Consider the following 22,331-nt stretch of genomic DNA (forward strand, 5'->3'; position numbering starts at 1 on the left):
CGTGGGCGCCATCGTACGTGCTCACGCGGTCTCCAGGCGCATGCCGCGCCGCTTCCACTCCGAGCGGATCCAGCGCATCGCCGGCCTCTCCACGCCGTAGCTCAGCAGCATGGCCAGGCCGAACGCCACCGCCACCGCCGCGCCGCAGGCGGCCAGGCTCGGCACGCCCAGCTGCTCCAGCCGGTAGATCACCGCGAAGCCGATGGCCTGGTGGATCAGGTACAGCGAATAGGACAGCGTCCCCAGCCAGGCGAAGAAGCGCACGTTGAGGAAACGCAGCCAGCCCAGGGTGAAGGCGATGAAGATCGCGCAGCAGATCGTGCCCACCAGCAGGAACACCGGCCGTTCGCCGATGCCGATCGCGAACAGGCACAACGCGATCATCGCCGCGTTCAACGGCCATTCGCCGGGATGCTGGCGGATCCGGTAGAACAGGATGCCCATCGCGAAGAACGGGATGAACCGCAGGATCAGCAGCTCGCGCAGCACGTAGGAAAAATGCCAGCCGTGCTTCTCGCACACGCCCTCGATGGCGACCAGGACCAGCCAGCCGGCGATGATCCAGTGGATCCGCTTCAACAGCCCCAGCATGTACCAGAGCAGCATCTGCGCGTAGAAGAACAGCTCGATCTGCAGGGTCCAGTAGGAACCGTCCAGGTGCTCGCCGCCGAGGAACTCCTGCACCATCGTCAGGTTCAGCGCCCAGTCGTGCAGGGGAAGCTGCTGCAACGGCAGGCCGATCGAATAGACCACCAGGCTGGTGATCGCCAGCGCCGACCAGTAGCCGGGGAACAGCCGGGAGAAGCGCGAGACCACGAAGTCCATCGCGTTCCGGGTCCGCTCCAGGGTCATGAAGATGACGAAGCCGCTGATCAGGAAGAACAACTGCACCCCGTACTTGCCCGCCAGCAGGTCCAGCGGCATGCCCCCCGCATGGCCTATCTGCTCCGTGTACCGCGTTGTGTAGTGGTAAGCCATCACGGCCACGGCGGCGATGCCCCGCAGGGCATCCAGCTCCACCACGCGCACGGAAGGCGAATTTTCGCGGACCACTTCAACTCCCGGAACCGGTTCACTGCATGGTCGATATAACGCTAGCGAGTCCCGCAACAGGCCAGTTCCCGGCACCCGGCCAAGGCGGGGCGACATGCGGCTGCTGATCGTCACTTCGCAGTTCCCGATTGCCGGCGAGCCCCACCGCGGTCGCCCGATCTACCAGACCGTGCGCGAGCTTTCCCGGCTGGCGCAGGTGCGGGTGCTCAGCCCGGTCGCCACCTATCCGCGCTGGGCGCAGCCGCGCAGCTATCTGTACCGGGCCTCGGACGAGCACCACAGCGTGCCCGGATGCGACGTGGAGTACGTGCGCTACCCCGCCCTGCCCGCCGTCAGCCGGCCGTTCAACGGCCGCCTGTGCGCGCGCGCCATCGCCGCGCCCATGCGCGCCTTCGCCCCGGATCTGGTGCTGTCCTACTGGCTGTACCCGGACGCCTACGGCGCGATGCTGGCCGCACGCCGGATCGGCGCGCCATTGGTGGTCGGCGCGCGCGGCTCGGATCTGCGCGTGCGCGACACCATCAGCCGCCGCCTGACCCGCCCGGTCCTGCACGCCGCCCGCCGCCTGCTGGTGGTCAGCGAGGATCTGGGCCGGGTCGCCGAACGCGACTACGGCGCCCACCCTGACCGCATCCGCGCCATTCCCAACGGCTGCGACGCCTCCATCTTCCACCCGGCCGACCGCGCCGAAGCGCGCCAGGCCCTGGATCTGCCCGCGGACACGGAAGTGGTCACCTACGTGGGCCGGCTGGTCCCGGAAAAGGGCCTGCGCGAACTGCTGGTCGCCGCCGGCGAGCTGCGGAGCACGCGCCCGCGCCTGCAACTGGTGCTGGTCGGCGAAGGCCCGATGCACGCGGAACTGGCGGCGCTGGCCGCCGCCGGCGACCTGCCGGTGCGTTTCGCCGGCACCCGTCCGCCGGCGGAGGTCGCGCGCTGGATGTGCGCCTCGGACCTGGTCACCCTGCCCAGCTACTCCGAAGGCCATCCCAACGTGCTGGTCGAGGCGCTGGCCTGCGGCCGACCGGTCGTCGCCACCCCGGTCGGCGGCATTCCCGAAGTGGTCGACGCGGCCAGCGGCGTGCTGGTCCCGGCGCGCGATCCCGCGGCGCTGGCCGACGGCCTGCGCCAGGCGCTGGAACGCGACTGGGACGAGGCCGCCCTGGCCCGCCGCTTCTCGCGCGACTGGCGCCAGGTCGCCCAGGACACCCTGCTGGCCTGCGAGGAAGTGCTGGCCGAAGCCCGGGGCGAGCGTGCGCTGTACGCCGCCGGCTCCACCTGACCGGCCTGCGAAGGAGACCCGACCATGTGCGGAATCGCAGGCTTCAGCGGCGCGGACGTCACCCCGGATGGCGCGCGCACGACGCTCGAACGGATGATCCATCCGCTCGCCCATCGCGGCCCGGACGGTTTCGGCTTCCACGCCGAACCCGGCGCGGCGCTGGCGCACGCGCGGCTGTCGATCATCGATCTCGCCACCGGCGACCAACCGATCCATAACGAGCGCCGCACGGCGTGGACGGTGTTCAACGGCGAGATCTTCAACTACGTGGAGCTGCGCCGGGATCTGGAAGCGCGCGGCCACCGTTTCTACACCCACTCCGACACCGAAGTGATCGTGCATCTGTACGATCGCTACGGCGACGACTTCGTCCAGCACCTCAACGGCCAGTTCGCGATCGCGCTGTGGGACGGCGAGCGCCGACGGCTGGTGCTGGCGCGGGATCGCGCCGGCATCCGCCCGCTGTACCACGCCCACCGCCACGGCCGGGTCTGGTTCGCCTCGGAAGTGAAATCGCTGCTCGCGGTGCTGCCCGAATGCGCGCAGCTCAACCCGCGCGCGCTGATGCAGACCCTGACCTACTGGGCGCCGGTGGATCCCGACACCCTGTACGAAGGCGTGCAGAGCCTGCCGCCGGGCTGCCTGCTGAGCATCGAGGCCGACGGCAGCCAGCACCTGCGTCCGTACTGGAACTGGACCTTCCCGGACGCCGCCGAGACCTCGCCGTCGCGTTATCCGCTGACGGTGGAACAGGCCACCGACGAACTGCGCACGCTGCTGGTCGACGCCGTGCGCCTGCAATTGCGCGCCGACGTACCGGTCGGCGCGTACCTCAGCGGCGGCCTGGATTCCTCCGGCATCGTCGCGCTGATCAAGGGATTCACCGACACCCCGGTCCGCACCTTCTCGGTCGCGTTCGAGGACGGTGAATTCGACGAGAGCGAACACCAGCAGGCGATGGTCCGCCACCTGGGCACCGACCACACCACCCTGCGCTGCACCCGCCGCGACATCGGCGAAGCGTTCCCGCGCCTGATCCGCCATACCGAGACCCCGGTGCTGCGCACCGCGCCGGTGCCGCTGATGCTGCTGGCCGGCAGCGTGCGCGAACATGGCTACAAAGTGGTGCTCACCGGCGAAGGCGCCGACGAGGTGTTCGGCGGCTACGATCTGTTCAAGGAAGCCAAGGTGCGCCGGTTCTGGGCGCGCCAACCGGATTCGCACCTGCGTCCGCGCCTGCTGGAGCGCCTGTACGGTTACCTGCGCAACTCGCCGGTCAGTCATCCGGGCTTCGCCCAGTCGTTCTTCGGCCAGGGCATGGAACACCTGCAACGGCCGGTGTTCGCGCATGTCCCGCGCTGGACCACCTCGCAGCGCGCGCTCGGATTCCTGTCGCCGGATCTGCGGGTGGCCGCCTCCAGCTGGGATCCCCTCGACGCCTACGAGCAGACCCTGCCGCCGGGCATCATGGACTGGAGTCCGCTGGCACGCGATCAGTACGTCGAAGCCAAGTCGCTGCTCGCCGGCTACCTGCTGTCCTCGCAGGGCGATCGGGTGGCGATGGCCAATTCCATCGAAGGGCGCTTCCCCTACCTGGATCACCGGGTCATCGAATTCGCCAACCGGTTGCCGCCCAGTTTCAAGATCCGCGGCATGACCGAAAAGTACCTGCTGCGCCGCGCGCTGGCGGATCTGCTGCCGGCCGACATCGTGCAGCGGACCAAGCAGCCCTACCGCGCGCCGGACAGCCAGAGTTTCTTCTTCGACGGAAAGCCGCTGGACTACGTGGCCGAACTGCTGGCGCCGGCTTCCGTCCGCGATGCCGGCTACTTCGAACCGCAGGCGGTCTCGCGGTTGGTGGAGAAATGCCGGCAGGGCCGCGCCACCGGGTTCGCCGACAACCAGGCGTTCGTCGGCATCCTCTCGACCATGCTGGTGCACCGCCAGCTCAACGAAGCGCACACCGCCCCCGCGGTCCAGCACGCCGCCGACGCGCCGCTGGCCGTTCCGGCGGCCTGAGCGCACCCACCCCATCACGGAGCCGACATGCACTGGCGAGTCAAAGGAATGGTCCAGAAAGTGCTGGGGTACCTGCCCGGCGGCCATACCCTGCATTTCCACCTGCAGCGCCAGTTCGGCGGGCTGCAGGATTTCGAGCGCGAGCTGTCGGTGAAGATCGACGACTGGGCAATCATGGCGGGCCACCTGCGCGATGCCGGCCATCCCTTCGCCGGCATGCGCGGTTTCGAAATCGGCACCGGCTGGTATCCCACGTTCCCGTTCGCCTGCTACCTGGCCGGCGCGGCGCGGGTCACCACCTACGATCTGAATACCCACCTGCGCCGCGACCTGACCGAACGTTGCGTGGCGACCCTGGAGAAATTCCTGCCGCGCATCGCCGAAGCCGGCGGCGCCGAGCCGCATGCGGTGCGCGAACGCTACCTGCGCCTGCGCAACCGTCTGCTGGCGGGCGACTCGCTGGAAGCGGCCACCGGCGGCGTGGTCCAGTACCGCGCCCCGGCCGACGCCACCCGCACCACGCTGGGCGATGACGAGGTCGACGTGGTGTTCTCCAACAGCGTGCTGGAACACGTGCCACCGGAGGTCATCGGCGCGATGTACCGCGAAGCGATGCGGATCCTGGCGCCGGGCGGCATCATGTTCCATTCGGTCAACTGCGGCGACCACTATGCCTACGTGGATCGCGAGATCCACCAATTGCACTACCTGCGCTATTCGGATCGGCAGTGGCAGCGCTGGAACAACGCCTTCCTCTACCAGAACCGCCTGCGCGCGCACCGATTCGTCGATGACGCCCGCGACTGCGGATTCGCCATCGTGCTGGACACCTCGAACGCGCGCCCGGAACGCCTGCGCCAGCTGGCGGCCACACCGGTGCATCCGCAGTTCGAAGGCATCCCCCCGGAACAACTGTGCATCACCAGCGTGGATTTCATCGCGCGCAAACCCGCCACGCCGATGGCGCACGCGGTGGCCGCCGCGGTCTAGCCGCCCGGCGCGCCCACGGCATCCGCCGGCGGCGCAATCCGCAACAGCTTGCCGTCCGGCGCATCCACCAGCACGTACAACGCGCCGTCCGGTCCCTGGCGCACGTCGCGGATGCGCTGGCCGCGCTCGCCCAGCAGCCGTTCCTCGTGCACCACCTTGTCGCCGTCCAGTTCCAGCCGGATCAGCTGCTTGGCCGCCAGCGCGCCCAGGAACAGATTGCCCTGCCATTGCGGGAACAGTCCGCCGGTGTAGAACGCCATCCCGCTCACCGCCGGGGATTTCTCCCACACGTAATGCGGATCCTCCATGCCCGGCACGCTGCGTCCGCGAGCGCCCTCCACCGGCTTGCCGCTGTAGTCGATGCCATGGGTGGCCAGCGGCCAGCCGTAGTTGGCGCCCGGTCGCGGCAGGTTGACCTCGTCCCCGCCCTGCGGGCCGTGCTCGCTGGTCCACAGTGCGCGGGTGACCGGATGCAGCGCCGCGCCTTGCATGTTGCGATGGCCGTAGGACCAGATTTCCGGCCGCGCGCCGGCCTTGCCCACGAACGGGTTGTCGTCCGGAATCCGCCCGTCCGGCCAGATCCGGACCAGCTTGCCCTGCAGTTTGTCCAGTTCCTGCGCGGCGGCGGCGGCCACCCGGTTGTCGCCCTGGGTGACGAACAGACGGCCCGCATCGTCGAACACCAGCCGCGCGCCGACATGGGTGCCGTGCGAGAGTCTGGGCTCCTGCCGGTACACCACTTCCACGTCTTTCAGCGCGTCACCCTCCAGTCGCCCGCGCGCCACCGCGGTACCGGCCTTGTTGCCGCGGAAGGTGGGTTCGGCGAATGCCAGATACACCCATTTGTCGCGGGCGAACTGCGGCGACAGCGCCACGTCCAGCAGGCCGGCCTGGCCATCGACGAAGATGTCGGGCAATCCGGAGATGGGGGGCGACACCTGCCCATCCGCGCCAATCCGGCGCAGGCGGCCCGGGCGCTCGGTCACCAGCAGGCCGCCGTCGGGCAGGAATGCCAGCGCCCACGGGTGTTCCAGTCCGGTCACCAGTTCGGTCACGGCGTAAGCGCCCTTCTCGGAGGCGTATCGCATCGGCGCCGCATCGCGGACCACGTGCGGCTGCGCGGCGGGCGCCGGCGCGTCCTGGCGGCAGGCCGCCAATCCCAGCAGCAGGACCAGTGACAGACGACGCATCGTGGGCTTCCCCGGTGTGACGACGGGCGCGATGGTAACACCGCCACCCGCCCCGCCAACGCCGCCGTACGGACTGGCCGGATGCCCACCGGGCTTGCGTTTTCAATGACAGCAAGCGAAACAGCCACAGGGGATCCCCATGCAGCAGAAGCAACAGATCAAGCAGTTCATCCTGGAGAACTTCCTGTTCTCCGAGGATCCCTCCGCCATCGGGGACCAGGACTCGCTCATCCGCGGCGGCATCATCGACTCGACCGGCATCCACGAACTGATCTTCTTTCTCGAGGATCAGTTCAAGCTGCAGATCGTGCCGGAGGAAATGACACCCGCCAATTTCGACACCATCCAGACAGTCGACGATTTCGTCACCCGCAAGCGGGCCGGCTGATCCCGCTCCGATGGAAACCCTCTGCACCCGGGTCGAACGCGTCACACGCGATGCGCCCGCCCGCCTCGCCCTGATCGACGGCGAACGCCGGATCGACTACGCCGGCTTCTGGCGGCAGGCGCGGCGCTTTGCCGCGCGCCTGCGCGACGGCGGCCTGCAGACGGGGGACCGGGTCGCGATCATCCTGCCCAACCGCATCGAGGCCGCCGTCGCCTGCTATGGCACCTGGCTGGCCGGCGGTGTGGTCGTTCCATTGAATGCACAGGCGCGCCTGCGCGATTTCCTGCCCTGGTTGCAGCATTGCGCCGCCCGTCACGTGGTGTACGAAAGCGCCCATCGCGACGCCGCCGACGCGGTGGCGCAGTTGCCCTCCGCGCCGGCCCGCACCGTGCTCGAGGACGGGCAGGCGCTGACCGACGACGTCGCCGAATCCCTGCCGGCCGCACTGCTGCCGGAGGCGTCCGATCTGGCGGTGATCCTGTACACCTCCGGCACCACCGGCGCCCCCAAGGGCGTGATGCTCACCCATGCCAACCTGCTGGCCAACGCGCAGGCGATCGTGGACTACCTGCGGCTGGATGCGTCGGACCGCGTGCTCAGCGTCCTGCCGCTCTACTACGCCTACGGCGCGTCGGTGCTGCATACCCATCTCATCAGCGGCGGCTGCGTGGTGCTCGGTCCGGGCCTGATGTTCCCGCACCTGGTGCTGGATGCGATCGAACAGGCCGGGGCCACCGGCTTTTCCGGCGTGCCTTCCACCTTCGCCCTGCTGCTGGAACCACTGGCCCAACGCGAACGCCCGCTGGCCTCGCTGCGCTACCTCACCCAGGCCGGCGGCGCGATGTCCCCCGCGCTGACCCGGCGCCTGCGCGAGTTGCTGCCCGCGCCGCGCCTGTTCGTGATGTACGGGCAGACCGAGGCCACGTCGCGGATCAGCTGGCTGCCGCCGGAACAACTGGATGACAAGCTCGGTTCGGTCGGCGTGCCGGTGGCCGGCGTGCAGTGGCGGATCCGCCGCGAGGACGGCACCGCCGCCATGCCGGGCGAAAGCGGCGAAGTCTGCGTGCGCGGCCCGAACGTGATGGCCGGCTACTGGAACAATCCCGAGGCCACCGCGCAGGCGCTGCGCGACGGCTGGCTGCATACCGGCGATCTCGGCCACCTGGACACGGATGGCTTCCTGTTCCTGCAGGGCCGCCGCAGCGACATGATCAAGACCGGCGCCCACCGCGTGCATCCCACCGACGTGGAGGAAGTCATCGCCGAACTGCCCGTCGTCCGCGAAGTGGCGGTGGTGGGCGTCGATGACGAAGTGATGGGCCAGGTCATCCGCGCCTTCGTCGTCGCCGCCGGCGAACTGCCGCCCCGCGCCGAGGATCGCATCAAGGCGCACTGCCGCGCCCGCCTCGCCCCCTACAAGATTCCCCGCCAAATCACCTTCGTCGACACCCTGCCCCGGACCGCTTCGGGCAAGGTGCGACGCTTCCAACTGATGGAGCAGACCGCAACGCCATGAGCAGCCTCGACCGCCACGCCCTCGATATCGACTACGAACAGGAAGCCGACCGCATCGCCGCGCGCCTGCGCGAAATCACCGCGCGGCAGCTGCACCGGCGCGGCCTGGTCGTCGCCATCTCCGGCGGCATCGACAGTTCGGTCAGCGCCGCGCTGGCCGTGCGCGCGCTCGGGCCGGATCGCGTGTTCACCCTGATCCTGCCGGAACGCGATTCCTCCGACGACAGCGCGGCGCGCGCACGCCTGCTGGCCGAACACCTGGGCGTGCGCACCGAAACGGTCGACATCGCGCCCGCGCTCGACGCCATCGGCTGCTACCGCGCGCGCGACCAGGCGGTGCGCAACACCCTGCCCGAGTACGGCGAGGGCTGGAAGTTCAAGATCGTCATCGACGGCGGCACCGAGGGGCGCATCAACCGCTTCCGCCTGATCGCCGAATCGCCGGACGGCCAGCGCCACGAGCGCGAGCTGGCCCTGGCCGACTACCTGACCATCGTGGCGGCGACCAACTTCAAGCAGCGCATCCGCAAGACCCTGGAATACTTCCACGCCGATCGCCTCAACTACGGCGTGGTCGGCACGCCCAACCGGGTCGAGTACGACCAGGGTTTCTTCGTCAAGAACGGCGACGGCTCCGCCGACGTGAAGCCCATCGCCCACCTGTACAAATCGCAGGTGTACGGGATGGCGCGCCACCTGGGCCTGCCCGAGCGCGTGTGCGCGGCCATCCCCACCACCGACACCTACAGCCTCAGCCAGGGCCAGGACGAGTTCTACTTCGCCCTCCCCTACCAGCAGATGGATCTCGCGCTGTGGGCGCTCAACCACGATCGCCCGGCCAGCGAACTGGCGACCGCGCTGGGCCTGAGCCCGGCGCAGGCCGAGGCCGTCTACGAGGACATCCGCAACAAGCGCCGCACCACCCGCTACCTGCACATGCCGCCCGTGCTGGCCGGCGACGTACCCGAGCTGGACTGATCCGTGAACCAGGCACCGCCCTCCCCCCAGTATCTCGTCCGCACGGGTGATCCCCTGCGCGACCGGGACACCGTGCTGTCGATCTGGTGGGGCAATCTGGGCCGCACCGATCGCATCGCCGCCAAGTACGACTGGTTCTACCTCGGCGGCCCGCACGGTCCACCGCTACTGCAACTCCTGCAGGAGACCCATAGCGGGCAATGGGTCGGCACCGCCTGCGCCGGCCGCCGCCGGATGCGCCATCGCGGCCGTGACCTGGGCGCCGGCGTGCTGGTGGATCTGGCGGTACTGCCCGAGCATCGTTCGCTGGGTCCGGCGCTGATGCTGCAGCAAGGACTGATTGACACCGGCCGGGAACAGGTGGACGTGCTGTACGGATTTCCCAATCCGAAAGCCGCGGCGGTGTTCAAGCGCATGGGCTACCAGCATCCGACCGACCTCGTGCGCTACGCGCGCGTGCTGCGCCATGCCCGCTATCTGCGCACGCGCCTGCCCGTGGCGTGGCTGGCCACCCCCGCGGGCTGGTTGCTCGACATGGCGGTGGCCGTCCGCGACGGCTGGCGCCGCTGGCACGGCCCGCGCCTGCGCGCCGAATGGGGCAACCGCGCCGATGCGCGCATGGACGCCCTCTGGAACGCGTCGTCCCAGGGCGACGGCGTGCTCGCCGTGCGCGACTACCTGCATGCGAAATGGCGCTTCGACGATTCGCCGCTGGCGACCACCCGCTATCTCTGGATCACCGCCCGGAACAGTGGCGAACTCAAAGCCTGGTTCGCGGTGCAGGTGGAGGACAGTGCCCTGCACGTGCGTGATTTCTGGTCCGACAACGGCGCGCACGGACTTCCGCAGGCTTACGTGCTGGCCCTGCTCTCCGCCGCGCGCGCGGCGGGTCATGGCTCGGTGTCGGTGGAAATCACCGGCCCGGAATGCCAGTTGCAGGCCTGGCGCGAAACCGGCTTCAGCGAACGCGGCCGGCGGCCGGTGTTCGTGCGCTGGAATCTCGCCAACGGCACCGAACCGATCTGGTTCCTGACCTCGGCGGATGAAGACGAATGAGCGTGGCGGCGTGGCCTCAGGCCAGCCGCTGCGCCGGTTTGCGGAACAGGTAAAGCGCCAGCCAGTCGGGACGGAAACGCCCGTGCGCATCGACCACCGCATCGGTCTCGAAACCGGTGCGTCCCAGCAGCCAGCCCACGCCGGTCCCGACCGGGTTGAGCACCGGCACGCTGGTGAAGATCAGTTCGTAGCCGGCGCCGCGCGCACGCTGCGCGATCGCGTCGTCGAAGGAACCATGCGGAAACGACATCGATTCGGCATTCGGCCCGGACTGGCCCAGGTGCTGCGCCAGTGCGGCGCGCGCGCCGGACAGTTCCGCATCCAGATCCGCCGCATGCTTCATCGGCGTGTGGGTCTTGCCATGCAGACCCAGCGCCACGCCACCGGCGGCCAGATGCCGCAGCTCATCGGGGGTCACCATGTGCCGCTGGCCATCGTCCAGCGCGGCCATGAACGGCGCCAGCACCGCATCGCGGTGTTCGGCCGGCATGCGTTCCAGCCGCGCGATCGCTTCGCGCAACTCCCCAAGGGATTCATCGCGGGGCCGCCACGGTTCGGCCAGGTGCGGCCGCATCGCCTCGCCCAGATCGGCCAGCTTCAACGCGCCGCGGCGCAATGCCGCGATCAGGCGTTCCTGGAAGAACGGCTGGCGGGTGCCGACCGCGTCGGACACCACGAACATCAACGCCGGCAGGCCCGCCTTGCGCAGCTCGGGCAGTGCGTAGTCGGCGTTGTCGGCCCAACCGTCGTCGAACGTGATCAGCAATGCGCGGGGTGGCAACGGCGCGCCCGCGCGACGCGAGGCCAGCACCTGATCCAGCGACACCACGTGATAATGCCGGCGGAAAAAAGCCAGCGAATCGGCCAGCCAGCGGGTCGCCAGCGTGTAATCCGGATCGCAGGTCCGCCAGCGCGGATCCTCCGGGCTCAGGGTACGATGGAACATCACCACGGTCAGGCTGTCCGCGTTGCGCACACGGTGGTACAGGCCCAGCAGACCACTGACGTATAGAAGCTTCTTGGAGAGATTCTTCAGCATGGCGCCAGCTATCGAGGTTTCAACGATTATACCCACCTACAACCGGCGGGACCTGGTGGTGCGCGCGATCGAAACGGTGCTCGCGCAGACCCGCGCCATCGACGAAATCATCGTCATCGACGATGGCTCCAGCGATGGCACCGGCGACCTGCTGACCACGCGCTACGGCGATCGCATCCGCTATGTCTGGCAGGCCAATGCCGGCGTGTCCGCGGCGCGCAACCACGGCATGCGTCTGGCCCGCGGCCGCTATTTCGCCTTGCTGGACAGCGACGACGAGTGGCTGCCGGAAAAGACCGAGCATCAGTTGGCCTGGCTGGAGGCGCATCCGGATGCCGGCATGGTGTTGTGCGATGTCGAACGGGTGGACAGCGAGGGCCGGTTGATCGACGTGTTCCGCCGCCGCGACGTGATCCGCGAGGACGGTCGCGTGCTGCGCTGGGTGATCCACAATCCCGCGCTGGCGCCGGCATCGGCCATCCTGCGCCGCGAGGTGTTCGAGGATGTCGGCGGCTTCGATGAAAGCCTGCGCACCGCCGAGGACATCGACTTCCATCTGCGCATCGCCCGGCGCTGGCCGATTGGCGTGGTCGAGCGGTCGCTGGTGCGCGCCATGCGCGGACACGACGGCCTCTCGGCCGAAGCCAGCACCTATGACGACTACGTGCGCGTGGTCGAGCGCGCCGTGCGGGCCGCACGCGGCGAGGTCGCCGATGCGGAACTGGATCGCGCGCTCGCCGGCACCTACGCGCGCAACGCGCGCGGCATGCTGATCCGTGGACGCTGGCGCGATGGCTGGCGACTGGCGCGGGACGCCTGGCGGCTGACGCCGGACCCGGCGGTTCGCCGCGAACTGCTGCGGCTGGCGCCGTTCGCCGCGCGGCGCGCGATCCGCAGCCTGCTTCCCGGTTGAAACGCGGCGTTCCCGCATCCCGGGAACGCGATCAGCGCGCGCCACGTCCAAACAGCACGACCTCGACCGTCTGCAGCAGGATCATCAGGTCGAACACGAGGCCGTGGTTCTTCACGTAGAACAGATCGAACTTCAGCTTCTCCTCGGCGTCGCGCACCGAGGCCCCATAGGGATAGCGCAGCTGCGCCCAGCCGGTCAGGCCCGGCTTCACGCTGTGGCGGACGCCGTAGTAGCGGATCTCGTCGTTGAGCATGTCGACGAAATGCGGCCGCTCCGGGCGCGGGCCGACGAAACTCATGTCCCCGCGGATCACCGCCACCAGCTGCGGCAGTTCGTCGAGACGGGTCTTGCGGATGACCTTGCCGACGCGCGTGCTGCGATCGTCGTCCTTGCTCGCCCACACCGCCACGCCGTCCTTCTCCGCGTCCACCCGCATGCTGCGGAACTTGGTCAGGGTGAAGTGGCGGCCACGCTCGCCCACCCGCGTCTGGCTGTAGAAAATCGGCCCGCCCGATTCCACCCAGACCGCAAGCGCCACCAGCAGCATCAGCGGCCAGGCGATCAGCAGCAGCGCCAGCGCCGCGGCCAGATCGAAGAAGCGCTTGCTCAGCCGGCGCGGCGTCGAATAGTCGAAGCCACCGGAGAACACCAGCCAGGATGGATCGACCACGTTGAGCTGGACCATGCCGGCCTCGCGCTCGAAGAAACTGGACAGATCCACCACCGACACGCCGCGCTGAACGCACAGCAGCATCTCTTCCATCGGCAGGCCGCCACGACGCTCGTCCGGCGCGATGACCAGTTCGTCGATCTGCAGGCGTTCGACCAGTTCGGACAGTCCCTCTTCGCCCGGGCGCACCAGCAGTTCCTCCTGCACCAGCACCGGTTGGCCGGGAACGGGCACGAAGCCGAGCACCAGGAACGAGCGCCGGTCGGACTTGCGACGCATGCGCGAATTGATCAGGTCGGCATTCTTGCCGGCGCCGAAAATCAGGATCCGCTGCTTCAGCACGTCCGAACCGTAGATGCGCATCCAGGCCAGACGGACCAGGCTGACGCCGACCACGCCAAGCGCCAGCGACATCGCCTGCACGCCGCGGCCGATGTAGGTGGCCGGAATCAGGTAGTACAGCACCACCAGGCCGATGCCGCCGAACGCGAACGAGAGGGTCAACCGCAGGATGAAGTCCAGCCGCGTGTGCCGGACGTGTACCTGGTACAGGCCAAAGGCCGCCATCGCGCCGGTGAGGAACAGCGCCACCAGCACCGCCCGGATCGGTGCCTGCTGGGCGAAGACGACGTGATATTCGGGCTCGTTGTGGAAACGGATCCACGCCGCGGCCATCACTGCGGCCATCAGCACGATCACTTCCGCGATCCACAGGATGCGGGCGGCGCGCGCCTTGCGGCTGGCCTGACTGGACTTCATGGCATCACTCCCGCCAGCGGCGCACGCGCCCGGCCGGCGAGCGGCCCCTGCGGCGCGCAGCGCTGGCTGCACGCATTCAACCCGTCCTGCATGTTTCCCCCTGTCCTGGCCCCCGGTTCCCTGGTGTTCCTGCGGCCTGCCTGTACTAAGGTCATTCGCGGATACCCACGGCTTGCGATTGCATTGGCAACACCGCTATCAACGCGACTTCAGGCGCGACCCGGCCATGCCGCCCGTCGACCCGAACGGTGCGGAGACCGCCGGCCCCATGTCTTCCCCGGTTCCCGTCGCGCGCCCACGAAACGCGCCCACAAAAAGGCCGGGTTTCCCCGGCCTGGATTCGTCATGGGAAAGAGCGGCCCCGAGGGGCCTCTCCTCCTCAGGGCCTGACCACCGAGCGTCGATAGCGCGCGGCCGGCGCCTGCCGGTACGGCGAGCGTCCCGGATAGACACCGCGGCCACCATACGCCGGCTGTGGCTGCGGCTGTACCTGTCCACCGGAGGCTGGCTGGGCCGGGGCGGATCCCTGTCCGGGAATCAGCGGCTGCGCGCCATTGACCAGGATGCGGTTGTCGATGTCGCTCTGCTCCAGCGCGCCAATCGCGATCCGGCTCGGCGCCAGCCGCGCGTGCGCGTCGCCGATCGCCAGCTTGGCCCGCAACGGCGGATCGTAGGCCGGCAGCAACTGCGGAGTCGGGAACGGGAAACCCGCGGGTGTCGCCGGCGTGTTGTTGCCGGCCGCCAGCAACGGGCTGCCGGCGCGGGGACGCAGGCTGCGCTGGCTGAGGTTGGTGAGCATCGGATCGGCGCCGCGCACGGTGCCGCTCCACTCCGCCGGCACCAGGGTCGCGCCGGATTGCACCCAGTTGTTGCTGCCCGCGACCTTGCGGCCGTTCGACCACGGTTCGCGGCTCGGCGGCCCGCAGTACGGCGCGGCCACGTCGCTGGCCGGATTCTCGCGCACGATCGCCGGGGCGCTGCCGCCGTTCTGGTAGATGGCGTTGTTGTGCATCTCCAGCGATCCCTGGCCAAGCTGCACCAGCACCGCGTTGGCGCTGCCGCCGCGATCCAGGATGATCGTGTTGTTGGCCAGGCGGGTACGGCCCTGGTTGCGGCCATTGAGATCGCCGCCGATGCGGAACGCATTGCCGGACCGGCTGCCGGCGCGGTGGATGATCACATTGCCGACCACGTCCGCATCCTCGCGGCGCAGGTCCGCTGTCCAGCCGGACTTCTGGGTCTCGCAATCCGGGCCGATCAACTCCACTTCGTGCAGATCCGAACCCTCGATCCAGTTGTAGTAGATTTCCGCGCGTTGGTGACGCACCCGCACCAGCACGCCACCGGTGGCGTCATGCACGTAGTTGTGGCGCATCCGGAACACCGTGTCCGGATAGGCGACTTCATCCGACTGCATGTAGATGGCATGGCGACGATCGCCCTGTCCGGCCCGCGCCACTTCGCTGTACTCGAGGGTGAACGAGCCCGAATTCTGATCCGCGCCGAGGATTCCGTGCGACGGGCAGTCGTGGACGTAGGCGTCGCGCACGGTCACGTTGTGGGCTTCGCTGAAAACGCAGCTCGAGCTGCCACCGGTGATCTCGAAGCCCTCCAGCACCACGTGGTTGGATTGTTCGAACTTGATGGTGTGGGTGCCGCCGCTGAGAATGGGGCGGCTGGCGCCGGCCACCCGCCGCCAGCGGATGATCACCGGATTGGCCGCGGTACCGCTGTCGTCGTCACCGATGACGATGTTGCCGCTGTAGGTGGCGTTGCCGTCCACCTCCACGATATCGCCAGGGGCGAGATCGACACTGCGGAAAAGCGTGGACAACTGCGTGTACTGGCGCCCGGACGGGCCGACCGTGTAGGTGGCGGCCACCGCGCTCAGCGGGACAGCCGCAAGCAGCCCCAGGCCGAGCAAGGATTTGGAAAAACGCATTGATTTGGAACTCCCGGAATTCTGGTTGTTCCCCCTGTGGGCGCCATTGTCACGGGCGGACCGTGAAAGTCCCGCTAACAGGGGCCCGCGATGCCTCCCGGGACTTCGGAAATGGGATGCAGACAGCGTTTCAGCAGCCTTGAAAGCTCCCCGGGGAACCGCGCGTCCTGTGCCGCGGGGGTATCGGCCAGGGAAATTCGTTACGGAAAAATGATTGACGCCCGAAATCGAATCGTGCAGAATTCCGCCTCTAACGCAACGCGCCCGTAGCTCAGCTGGATAGAGTACCTGGCTACGAACCAGGCGGTCGGGAGTTCGAATCTCTCCGGGCGCGCCATTTGCAAGAACAGGCAGACTTCGGTCTGCCTGTTTTTTTATGTCCGGAGCATTGGGAACTCGATGCGACCGTCCGACCTTCTCCTCCCCTTCGGATGCAAGGACGAGGCGGCACGCGGGGCGACCGTGCGCGGTCCACAACCCGTTCAAGTGATGGCCTGAATCGCCATCGTCATTCCCTCAGCCATTTCAGCGGTTCGTCTTCTGCCAGCTACCGGACATACCTTTGCAGGGCTCGTTCACTACCCGCCAGTCGTGGCCGGCGGATACGCGCAAGCCGTCCAGTCCGGCTTTGCCGGCGCCGGGTTTTGGATGCGGGCGGAGGAAGGTGATATCGCCGTCGTTGCCGATGTTTGGGGCGCAACCGATGCCTGGGCTTGAACGACGCTGCCTCCCCGATCCCGCCGAGGCTGTCGGTGCGGGCACATCGGCATCATTGCGAGCCTGATGCGTGTGTGTCGCCCCCGGCGAGCAAGCGCCGGTGATGGCAAATGGACAGTCGGCGAAGGCCCGAAAACCGAAAAACCCCGCCGAGGCGAGGTTTTTCAGGGCGCGAATCGAGTGGAGCGGGAGGGGTTCGCTCGCCCTCACTTCCCGATGCGCTGAGCGACGCCACTGGCGAGCGCGGTATCCAGCAGGCGCTTCAATCCATCGTTGGCGCGTCGGGTCGCTTCGGCCTGGCGGGTACCGAGATCGCCCTGTTGCCGCCCCAGTTCGGCCTGCTGGCGGCCCAGCGCCTCCTGCCGTTCGCCCAAGGCTTTCTGGCGGGCATTGATGTCCGCCTGTTCGCGATGTTCCGCCGATGATTCATCATGGGAAGTGCCCTCCAGTGCACGTTGCGCCGCAGCCAGCGCAAGACGGGCCTGCCGCTGTCCCAGTTCGCCCTGCTCTTGGCCCAGCTTGCCCTGCTGCTGCCCCAACCGTCCCTGGCGTTCCCCCAGTTCCCCCTGCCGCTCGCCCAACTGACGGATGGGCGCAATCAGCGCATCGAAACGCTGCAGCGTCCCCGAATCCTGGATCAGGTAGCGCGCGCTTCCCTGCCTGACCCACAACGCCTGCCCCTGACCACCCACCGCGCGGCGCGCTTCTTCCAGATCATCGGTGGAACCGTTCATCACGGTACGTTCGTCATTGCCATTGATGCGCACGTATGCCTGGTCCGGCCCCGATTCGGACAGGTGGATTTGCCCGGAGACTTCGCTCTCGCCGCTCTTCGTGCTGACCAGCGACGTGCTCGCCTGGATGACCGTCGTTCCAGTGGCGGTGGCATCCGGGCTGGCGGCCATCGCGGTGGCGGCCGGGACGATGACGGCGGCGCCATCGCTGGAGGCGGCCACCAGCCGCACCGGCATCACGCCGGCAACGGCGACCAGCGCGAGCAGGACGAACGAACCGGCTCGCGGGAAGGAAGTGGTGTTCTGCAGCATGGTCAATCTCCTTTTGAGGCTGAGGAAAGTGGGAGAAGCACTGGCAAGGCCGGTGCGAAGCGAAGTCGATGTGCCCAGCCGCACCAGCAGGCGGCCGTAGTCCTGCCGGCAACGGTGGTCCCCCGCCACCACCACCGCGTCACAGGCGGCTTCCCGGGCGATGCCGTATTCGCGCACCGCCAAATGGACGAGGGGATGGAAGAAGAACAGATGACGGGCGAGGGTCGGCCCCCATCCCCACCAGAGATCGCGCCGGTGCAGGTGCACCAGTTCATGGGTCAACGCCATGTCCAGGTCGTCGCCACCCAGCCCCCTCCCCGCCGGCAGGAGCAGGACCGGTCGCCACGGTCCCACCAACTGCGGGGAATCGATGCGATCGGAAACACGCAGGCACGGTGCGCGGCGGAGTCCGTGCGCCTCGGCGGCCAGCGCCATCGCCCGGACCAGTGCATCGTCGGTGCAAGGCGTAGCGTGCTTCAGGAGCTCACGGCTGCGCCGCCAGTCACGCAGCGTCACGCTCGCGACGACCAACACCCCGGCCAGCCATGACGCCACCAGGACGGCCTGCCAGGAGAACTCGATTGCGGTCGCGGAAGCGGCCATCACCACGGGCGCCACCGCTTTCCCCCCCGCCACGGCCGGGACGAATTCGACCGCGGTGGTCGCCGGTGCCAGCCATGGCAGCTCCAACGGTGGCGCGACCAGTCCCGACAGGGCCTGCATGGCCACCAGCCACCACAACCAGCATTGGGTCGCCGGCGGCATCCGCGGCACCAGACGGCACAGCCCCCAGACCATGGCCACCAGCACCACGGTCTGCACACTGGTCGCGACCAGGCGTTCCAGGCACGCTGCAATGAACGCGTCCATGATCACTCCTCCTGCCGCCTGGACTGCAGACGCGCGACCAGCGCTTCCAGCTCGGCGAGTTCCTCGTCACTGACCTCGCCACGGTTGGACATCCAGGCCACGAAGGGACTGACCGATCCCCGCAGGGTCCTTTCCACGAAGGCCGCCACCGCGCCCTGTACCACGTCGTCTTCGCCTGCGGTCGCCGAGTACCGGTAGACTCCCCCCGCATGCCGCCGCCTCAGGTAACCCTTGGCCCGCAGCCGCTCCATCATGGTCAGTACGGTCGAGCGCGCCAGGCCCTGCGCCTCGCCGAAACCGGCGGCGACCTCCCCGACCGACGCATCACCCTGCTGCCCCACATACTGGAGCAGGGCCAGTTCCTGGTCCCCGATGCTTTTGCGCGCCATCGCTGCCCTCCACCGATTTGACTACAGATGTAGTCAAACTAGCCGTGACTACAATTGTAGTCAAGCCTGACCAATGGCAGGGGTGGCGCATGCGCCGGGTTCCCGACGGATACCTCCCCTCTCTGGAAAAAGAGAACGACAGGCCTCGGGATGATCGCGCGCACCGACGTGGCCCGGCATCGTTCCCGACACGGCATCAAATATGCGCGGGAAGACAAGACATGCCGGCGTTTCCAGTCAGCGGACAGATGAGGCGACACGTGTTTCGAAAACCAAAAACCCCGCCGAAGCGGGGTTCTGGTACGACTGGCGGAGTGAGAGGGATTCGAACCCTCGATAAGGCTTTTGACCCTATACTCCCTTAGCAGGGGAGCCCCTTCGGCCTCTCGGGCATCACTCCGGGAAATGTTCCACCGCGGCCGAACAGCGGCGGCCGCATAGGATAACGGCAGACCGGTTCGGCGGCAAACGGAAATCAGCTCGAGGACGAATCGTCGTTGTGGGAAGCGGAGCCCGCTTCCTCGCCGCGCTGGATGCGCTGGTAGATCTCTTCGCGGTGCACGGCAACGTCCTTGGGCGCGGTGATACCGATGCGCACCTGGTTGCCCTTCACGCCGAGCACGGTCACCGTGACCGAATCACCGATCATCAAGGTTTCGCCGACTCGGCGGGTCAAAATCAGCATGTTTCTTCTCCTGAATCCGGCAAGATTAAGGCCGGGGCAGCGTTCCTGCATCGCTGGACGCGAGGAAGCTTCCAGATAGGTTCATCGTCGTGAATCATGGTACGGGCCGAAGCACGCGCCCGCAAGCGCGGGCGCGCGGCCGGTCGGGCTCATTGCAGGCGTTGGGCAACCCAATCGTTCACACCCTTGAGGGCAGACACAAGGGCGGGCCCGTCCTCGCCACCACCCTGGGCGAGATCCGGACGGCCACCGCCCTTGCCGCCAATCTGACTGGCGACATATGACAGAAGTTCCCCGGCCTTGACCTTGCCCGCGGCAGCGCCGCTTACCCCCGCGACCAGGGCGGCCTTGCCGTCGCCGGTGCCCGCCAGGACGATCACCGCATCGCCCAGTTGCTGCTTGAGCCGGTCGATCGCATCGCGCAATGCCTTGGCATCGAAGCCCTCCAGCCGCGAAGCCAGCACGCGGATGCCGTTGACGTCCTGCGCCGAGCCCGCCAGATCGGCGGTGGCACCCGAGGCCGCCTTGGCCTTGAGGGTCTCCACCTCACGCTCCAGCTTCTTCTGCCGCTCGGTGAGGGCGCGGATCTTGTCGACCACGTCGTTGGCATTGCCACCCAGCAGTTCGGCCGCCTGCTCCAGTCGCTGCTCTTCGGCATCGACATGATCCAGCGCGCCCTGCCCGGTCACCGCCTCGATGCGGCGAACGCCCGCGGAGACGCCGCCCTCGCTGACAATCTTGAACAGTCCGATGTCGCCGGTCCGGCCCACGTGCGTGCCGCCGCACAGTTCGGTGGAGTAATCCCCCATCCGCAACACCCGGACGTGCTCGCCATACTTCTCGCCGAACAGCGCCATCGCACCGAAATCCAGCGCTTCCTGCATGCCCATGTGATGCACTTCGGCTTCGTGGTTGGCACGGACTTCCGCGTTCACCCGCCGCTCGACCTCCGCCAGTTCCTGCGCACTGATCGCCTGGAAATGCGAGAAGTCGAAGCGCAGGCGATCCGGTGCCACCAGCGAACCCTTCTGCTGCACGTGGGTACCCAGTACTTCGCGCAAGGCGGCGTGCAGCAAATGGGTCGCCGAGTGATTGAGGATGGTGGCCGCACGGCGCTGCGCGTCCACGCTCGCGCCAATCCGATCGCCCACCTTGAGGCTGCCGCGGGTCATCCGACCCACGTGGCCATGGAACTGGCCGGCAAGTTTCTGCGTATCGGCCACCGCGAATTCCGCGTCGGACCCGACCAGACGACCGACATCGCCGACCTGACCGCCAGACTCGGCGTAGAACGGCGTGCGATCCAGGATCACCAGCGCCTCGTCGCCGCTTGCGACCGTGTCGACCGGGCGACCTTCCTTCAGCAACGCCACGACGCGCAGATCACCCGCGTCCAATTGCTCATAGCCAAGGAATCCGGTCGGCTGCAGTTGCGCCACCAGATCCGCGGGCAGGCTGGCGCTGGACGCGAATTTGCCCGCGGCGCGCGCGGTTTCGCGCTGCTGCTCCATCGCCGTCTCGAAACCGGCCATGTCCACGGTCAGGCCACGCTCACGGGCGATGTCGGCAGTCAGATCGACCGGGAAACCGTAAGTGTCGTAAAGACGGAAGGCATCGACGCCGGGAATCACGCCCTGGGCGCGTGCGGCGATGTCGTCGAAGATGCGCATGCCCGAATCCAGTGTCTCGGCAAAACGTTCCTCTTCGGCTTTCAATGCACGTTCGACCAGTTCGCGCGCGGCCGGCAATTCGGGATAGGCGTCGCCCATCAGCCCGGACAGCGTGCCCACCATCTTGTGGAAGAACGGCTGGCGCACGCCCAGCATCCAGCCATGGCGCAGGGCGCGGCGGATGATCCGGCGCAGCACGTAACCGCGTCCCTCGTTGGAAGGCAGCACGCCATCCACGATAAGGAAACTGCAGGCGCGGATGTGATCGGCGATGACCCGCAGCGACTTGTTCTCGCGATCCTGCGTGGCGGTCAGTTCGGCGGCCTTCTCGATCAGCGCCTGGAACAGATCGATTTCGTAATTGCTGTGGACGTGCTGCAGGATGGCGGTCAGGCGCTCCAGGCCCATGCCGGTGTCCACGCAAGGTGCCGGCAGCGGCACCAGGGTGCCGTCGGGCTGGCGGTCGAACTGCATGAACACCAGGTTCCAGATCTCGATGAAGCGGTCACCATCCTCGTCGGGCGAGCCTGGCGGACCACCCGCGATATGGTCGCCGTGGTCGTAGAAGATTTCGGTACACGGGCCGCAGGGGCCGGTGTCGGCCATCTGCCAGAAATTGTCGGAAGCGAACGGCGCGCCCTTGTTGTCGCCGATGCGGACGATCCTTTCGGCCGGAATGCCGATGTCCTTGTTCCAGATCTCGAAGGCTTCGTCGTCGGTGTGGTAGACCGTGACCAACAGGCGTTCCTTCGGCAGCTTCCAGACCCCGGTCAGCAGCTCCCAGGCCCAGGCGATGGCTTCCTTCTTGAAGTAATCGCCGAACGACCAGTTGCCCAGCATTTCAAAGAAGGTGTGATGGCGCGCGGTATAGCCCACCGAATCCAGATCGTTGTGCTTGCCGCCGGCGCGCAGGCAGCGCTGCACGTCCGCCGCGCGCACGTAACTGCGTTTCTCCGCGCCCAGGAACACGTCCTTGAACTGGACCATGCCCGAGTTGGTGAACAGCAGGGTGGGATCATTGCCCGGCACCAGCGGCGCCGACGGCACGATGGTATGGCCCTTGCTGTGGAAGAAATCGAGGAAGTCCTGGCGGATCTGGCGGGTGCTGATTTTGGGGGAGCTGGTCATCTGGCTGGCATTGGCTGACGGGCGCATCCGGACGC

At 67.8% G+C, this 22,331-nt stretch carries 17 protein-coding genes and 2 tRNA genes; 9 read left to right on the top strand and 10 right to left on the bottom strand.

The features are described from left to right. Positions 1-21: 21 nt before the first annotated feature. Positions 22-1,053 carry an acyltransferase family protein gene (locus tag AC3DEZ_RS05130; RefSeq protein ID WP_488387268.1) on the bottom strand — a complete coding sequence of 344 codons (1,032 nt, stop codon included), beginning with the start codon at positions 1,051-1,053 and terminating at the stop codon, positions 22-24. A 94-nt stretch (positions 1,054-1,147) separates the two neighbouring features. On the opposite strand from AC3DEZ_RS05130, the gene AC3DEZ_RS05135 reads away from it, so the two are divergent. Genes AC3DEZ_RS05135 through AC3DEZ_RS05145 form a run of 3 tightly spaced genes read left to right on the top strand, consistent with a single transcriptional unit; the run spans position 1,148 to position 5,341 of the window. Continuing rightward, complete coding sequence (locus AC3DEZ_RS05135) at positions 1,148-2,332, top strand: glycosyltransferase (protein ID WP_488387269.1); 1,185 nt, start codon at positions 1,148-1,150, stop codon at positions 2,330-2,332. 24 nt (positions 2,333-2,356) lie between these two features. After that, a complete protein-coding gene (asnB, locus tag AC3DEZ_RS05140; RefSeq protein ID WP_488387270.1) occupies positions 2,357-4,351 on the top strand; it encodes an asparagine synthase (glutamine-hydrolyzing) in 1,995 nt (664 codons plus the stop codon). 48 nt (positions 4,352-4,399) lie between these two features. Continuing rightward, on the top strand, positions 4,400-5,341 hold the full coding sequence (locus tag AC3DEZ_RS05145) for a methyltransferase domain-containing protein (RefSeq protein WP_488387271.1): 942 nt from the start codon (positions 4,400-4,402) through the stop codon (positions 5,339-5,341). Here the strand turns inward: AC3DEZ_RS05145 and AC3DEZ_RS05150 are convergent. Continuing rightward, on the bottom strand, positions 5,338-6,531 hold the full coding sequence (locus AC3DEZ_RS05150; RefSeq protein WP_488387272.1) for a PQQ-dependent sugar dehydrogenase: 1,194 nt from the start codon (positions 6,529-6,531) through the stop codon (positions 5,338-5,340). The genes AC3DEZ_RS05145 and AC3DEZ_RS05150 overlap by 4 nt on opposite strands. 139 nt (positions 6,532-6,670) lie before the next feature. Here AC3DEZ_RS05150 and AC3DEZ_RS05155 point away from each other — a divergent pair, with 139 nt between their 5' ends. From AC3DEZ_RS05155 to AC3DEZ_RS05170, 4 genes are read left to right on the top strand one after another with little or no spacing between them, the layout of a single operon-like run. Continuing rightward, entirely contained in the window at positions 6,671-6,919 is a 249-nt protein-coding gene (locus AC3DEZ_RS05155) for an acyl carrier protein (RefSeq protein ID WP_447101663.1), read from the top strand. A gap of 10 nt (positions 6,920-6,929) precedes the next feature. Next, on the top strand, positions 6,930-8,435 hold the full coding sequence (locus AC3DEZ_RS05160) for a class I adenylate-forming enzyme family protein (protein ID WP_488387273.1): 1,506 nt from the start codon (positions 6,930-6,932) through the stop codon (positions 8,433-8,435). After that, positions 8,432-9,412: an NAD(+) synthase gene (nadE, locus tag AC3DEZ_RS05165; RefSeq protein WP_488387274.1), complete on the top strand. Its 981-nt coding sequence runs from the start codon at positions 8,432-8,434 to the stop codon at positions 9,410-9,412. The genes AC3DEZ_RS05160 and nadE overlap by 4 nt, the downstream gene beginning before the upstream one ends. Before the next feature lie 3 nt (positions 9,413-9,415). Then, positions 9,416-10,468, top strand: a complete 1,053-nt coding sequence (locus AC3DEZ_RS05170; RefSeq protein WP_488387275.1) for a GNAT family N-acetyltransferase — start codon at positions 9,416-9,418, stop codon at positions 10,466-10,468. Positions 10,469-10,484: 16 nt separating this feature from the next. Here AC3DEZ_RS05170 and AC3DEZ_RS05175 read toward each other — a convergent pair whose 3' ends face one another. Further along, positions 10,485-11,507, bottom strand: a complete 1,023-nt coding sequence (locus AC3DEZ_RS05175) for a polysaccharide deacetylase family protein (RefSeq protein ID WP_488387276.1) — start codon at positions 11,505-11,507, stop codon at positions 10,485-10,487. Here AC3DEZ_RS05175 and AC3DEZ_RS05180 point away from each other — a divergent pair. Then, positions 11,506-12,420, top strand: coding sequence for a glycosyltransferase (locus AC3DEZ_RS05180; RefSeq protein WP_488387277.1), 915 nt, complete (start codon positions 11,506-11,508; stop codon positions 12,418-12,420). The two genes, AC3DEZ_RS05175 and AC3DEZ_RS05180, sit on opposite strands and share 2 nt — an antisense overlap. A gap of 31 nt (positions 12,421-12,451) precedes the next feature. Here AC3DEZ_RS05180 and AC3DEZ_RS05185 read toward each other — a convergent pair whose 3' ends face one another. Together AC3DEZ_RS05185 and AC3DEZ_RS05190 are read right to left on the bottom strand one after the other, a co-directional pair. Further along, on the bottom strand, positions 12,452-13,849 hold the full coding sequence (locus tag AC3DEZ_RS05185) for a TIGR03013 family XrtA/PEP-CTERM system glycosyltransferase (protein WP_447101657.1): 1,398 nt from the start codon (positions 13,847-13,849) through the stop codon (positions 12,452-12,454). A gap of 379 nt (positions 13,850-14,228) precedes the next feature. Next, positions 14,229-15,791 carry a right-handed parallel beta-helix repeat-containing protein gene (locus AC3DEZ_RS05190; protein ID WP_488387278.1) on the bottom strand — a complete coding sequence of 521 codons (1,563 nt, stop codon included), beginning with the start codon at positions 15,789-15,791 and terminating at the stop codon, positions 14,229-14,231. A gap of 260 nt (positions 15,792-16,051) precedes the next feature. Between AC3DEZ_RS05190 and AC3DEZ_RS05195 the strand changes: the two genes are divergently transcribed. Next, positions 16,052-16,128 (top strand) — tRNA-Arg (locus tag AC3DEZ_RS05195). A 586-nt stretch (positions 16,129-16,714) separates the two neighbouring features. Here AC3DEZ_RS05195 and AC3DEZ_RS05200 read toward each other — a convergent pair. The 5 genes from AC3DEZ_RS05200 to alaS form a co-directional block, all read right to left on the bottom strand. Further along, on the bottom strand, positions 16,715-18,424 hold the full coding sequence (locus tag AC3DEZ_RS05200; RefSeq protein WP_488387279.1) for a M56 family metallopeptidase: 1,710 nt from the start codon (positions 18,422-18,424) through the stop codon (positions 16,715-16,717). Positions 18,425-18,426: 2 nt separating this feature from the next. Next, entirely contained in the window at positions 18,427-18,813 is a 387-nt protein-coding gene (locus AC3DEZ_RS05205; protein WP_488387280.1) for a BlaI/MecI/CopY family transcriptional regulator, read from the bottom strand. 307 nt (positions 18,814-19,120) lie between these two features. Beyond that, a tRNA-Ser gene (locus AC3DEZ_RS05210) sits at positions 19,121-19,213 on the bottom strand. A 75-nt stretch (positions 19,214-19,288) separates the two neighbouring features. Beyond that, positions 19,289-19,498 (bottom strand): carbon storage regulator CsrA, encoded by a 210-nt coding sequence (csrA, locus tag AC3DEZ_RS05215; RefSeq protein WP_141453448.1) that lies wholly within the window; start codon positions 19,496-19,498, stop codon positions 19,289-19,291. Positions 19,499-19,647: 149 nt separating this feature from the next. Continuing rightward, entirely contained in the window at positions 19,648-22,296 is a 2,649-nt protein-coding gene (alaS, locus tag AC3DEZ_RS05220; protein WP_488387281.1) for an alanine--tRNA ligase, read from the bottom strand. Positions 22,297-22,331 lie beyond the last annotated feature (35 nt).

It is taken from the genome of Pseudoxanthomonas sp. 134C1 (genome assembly GCF_057773065.1).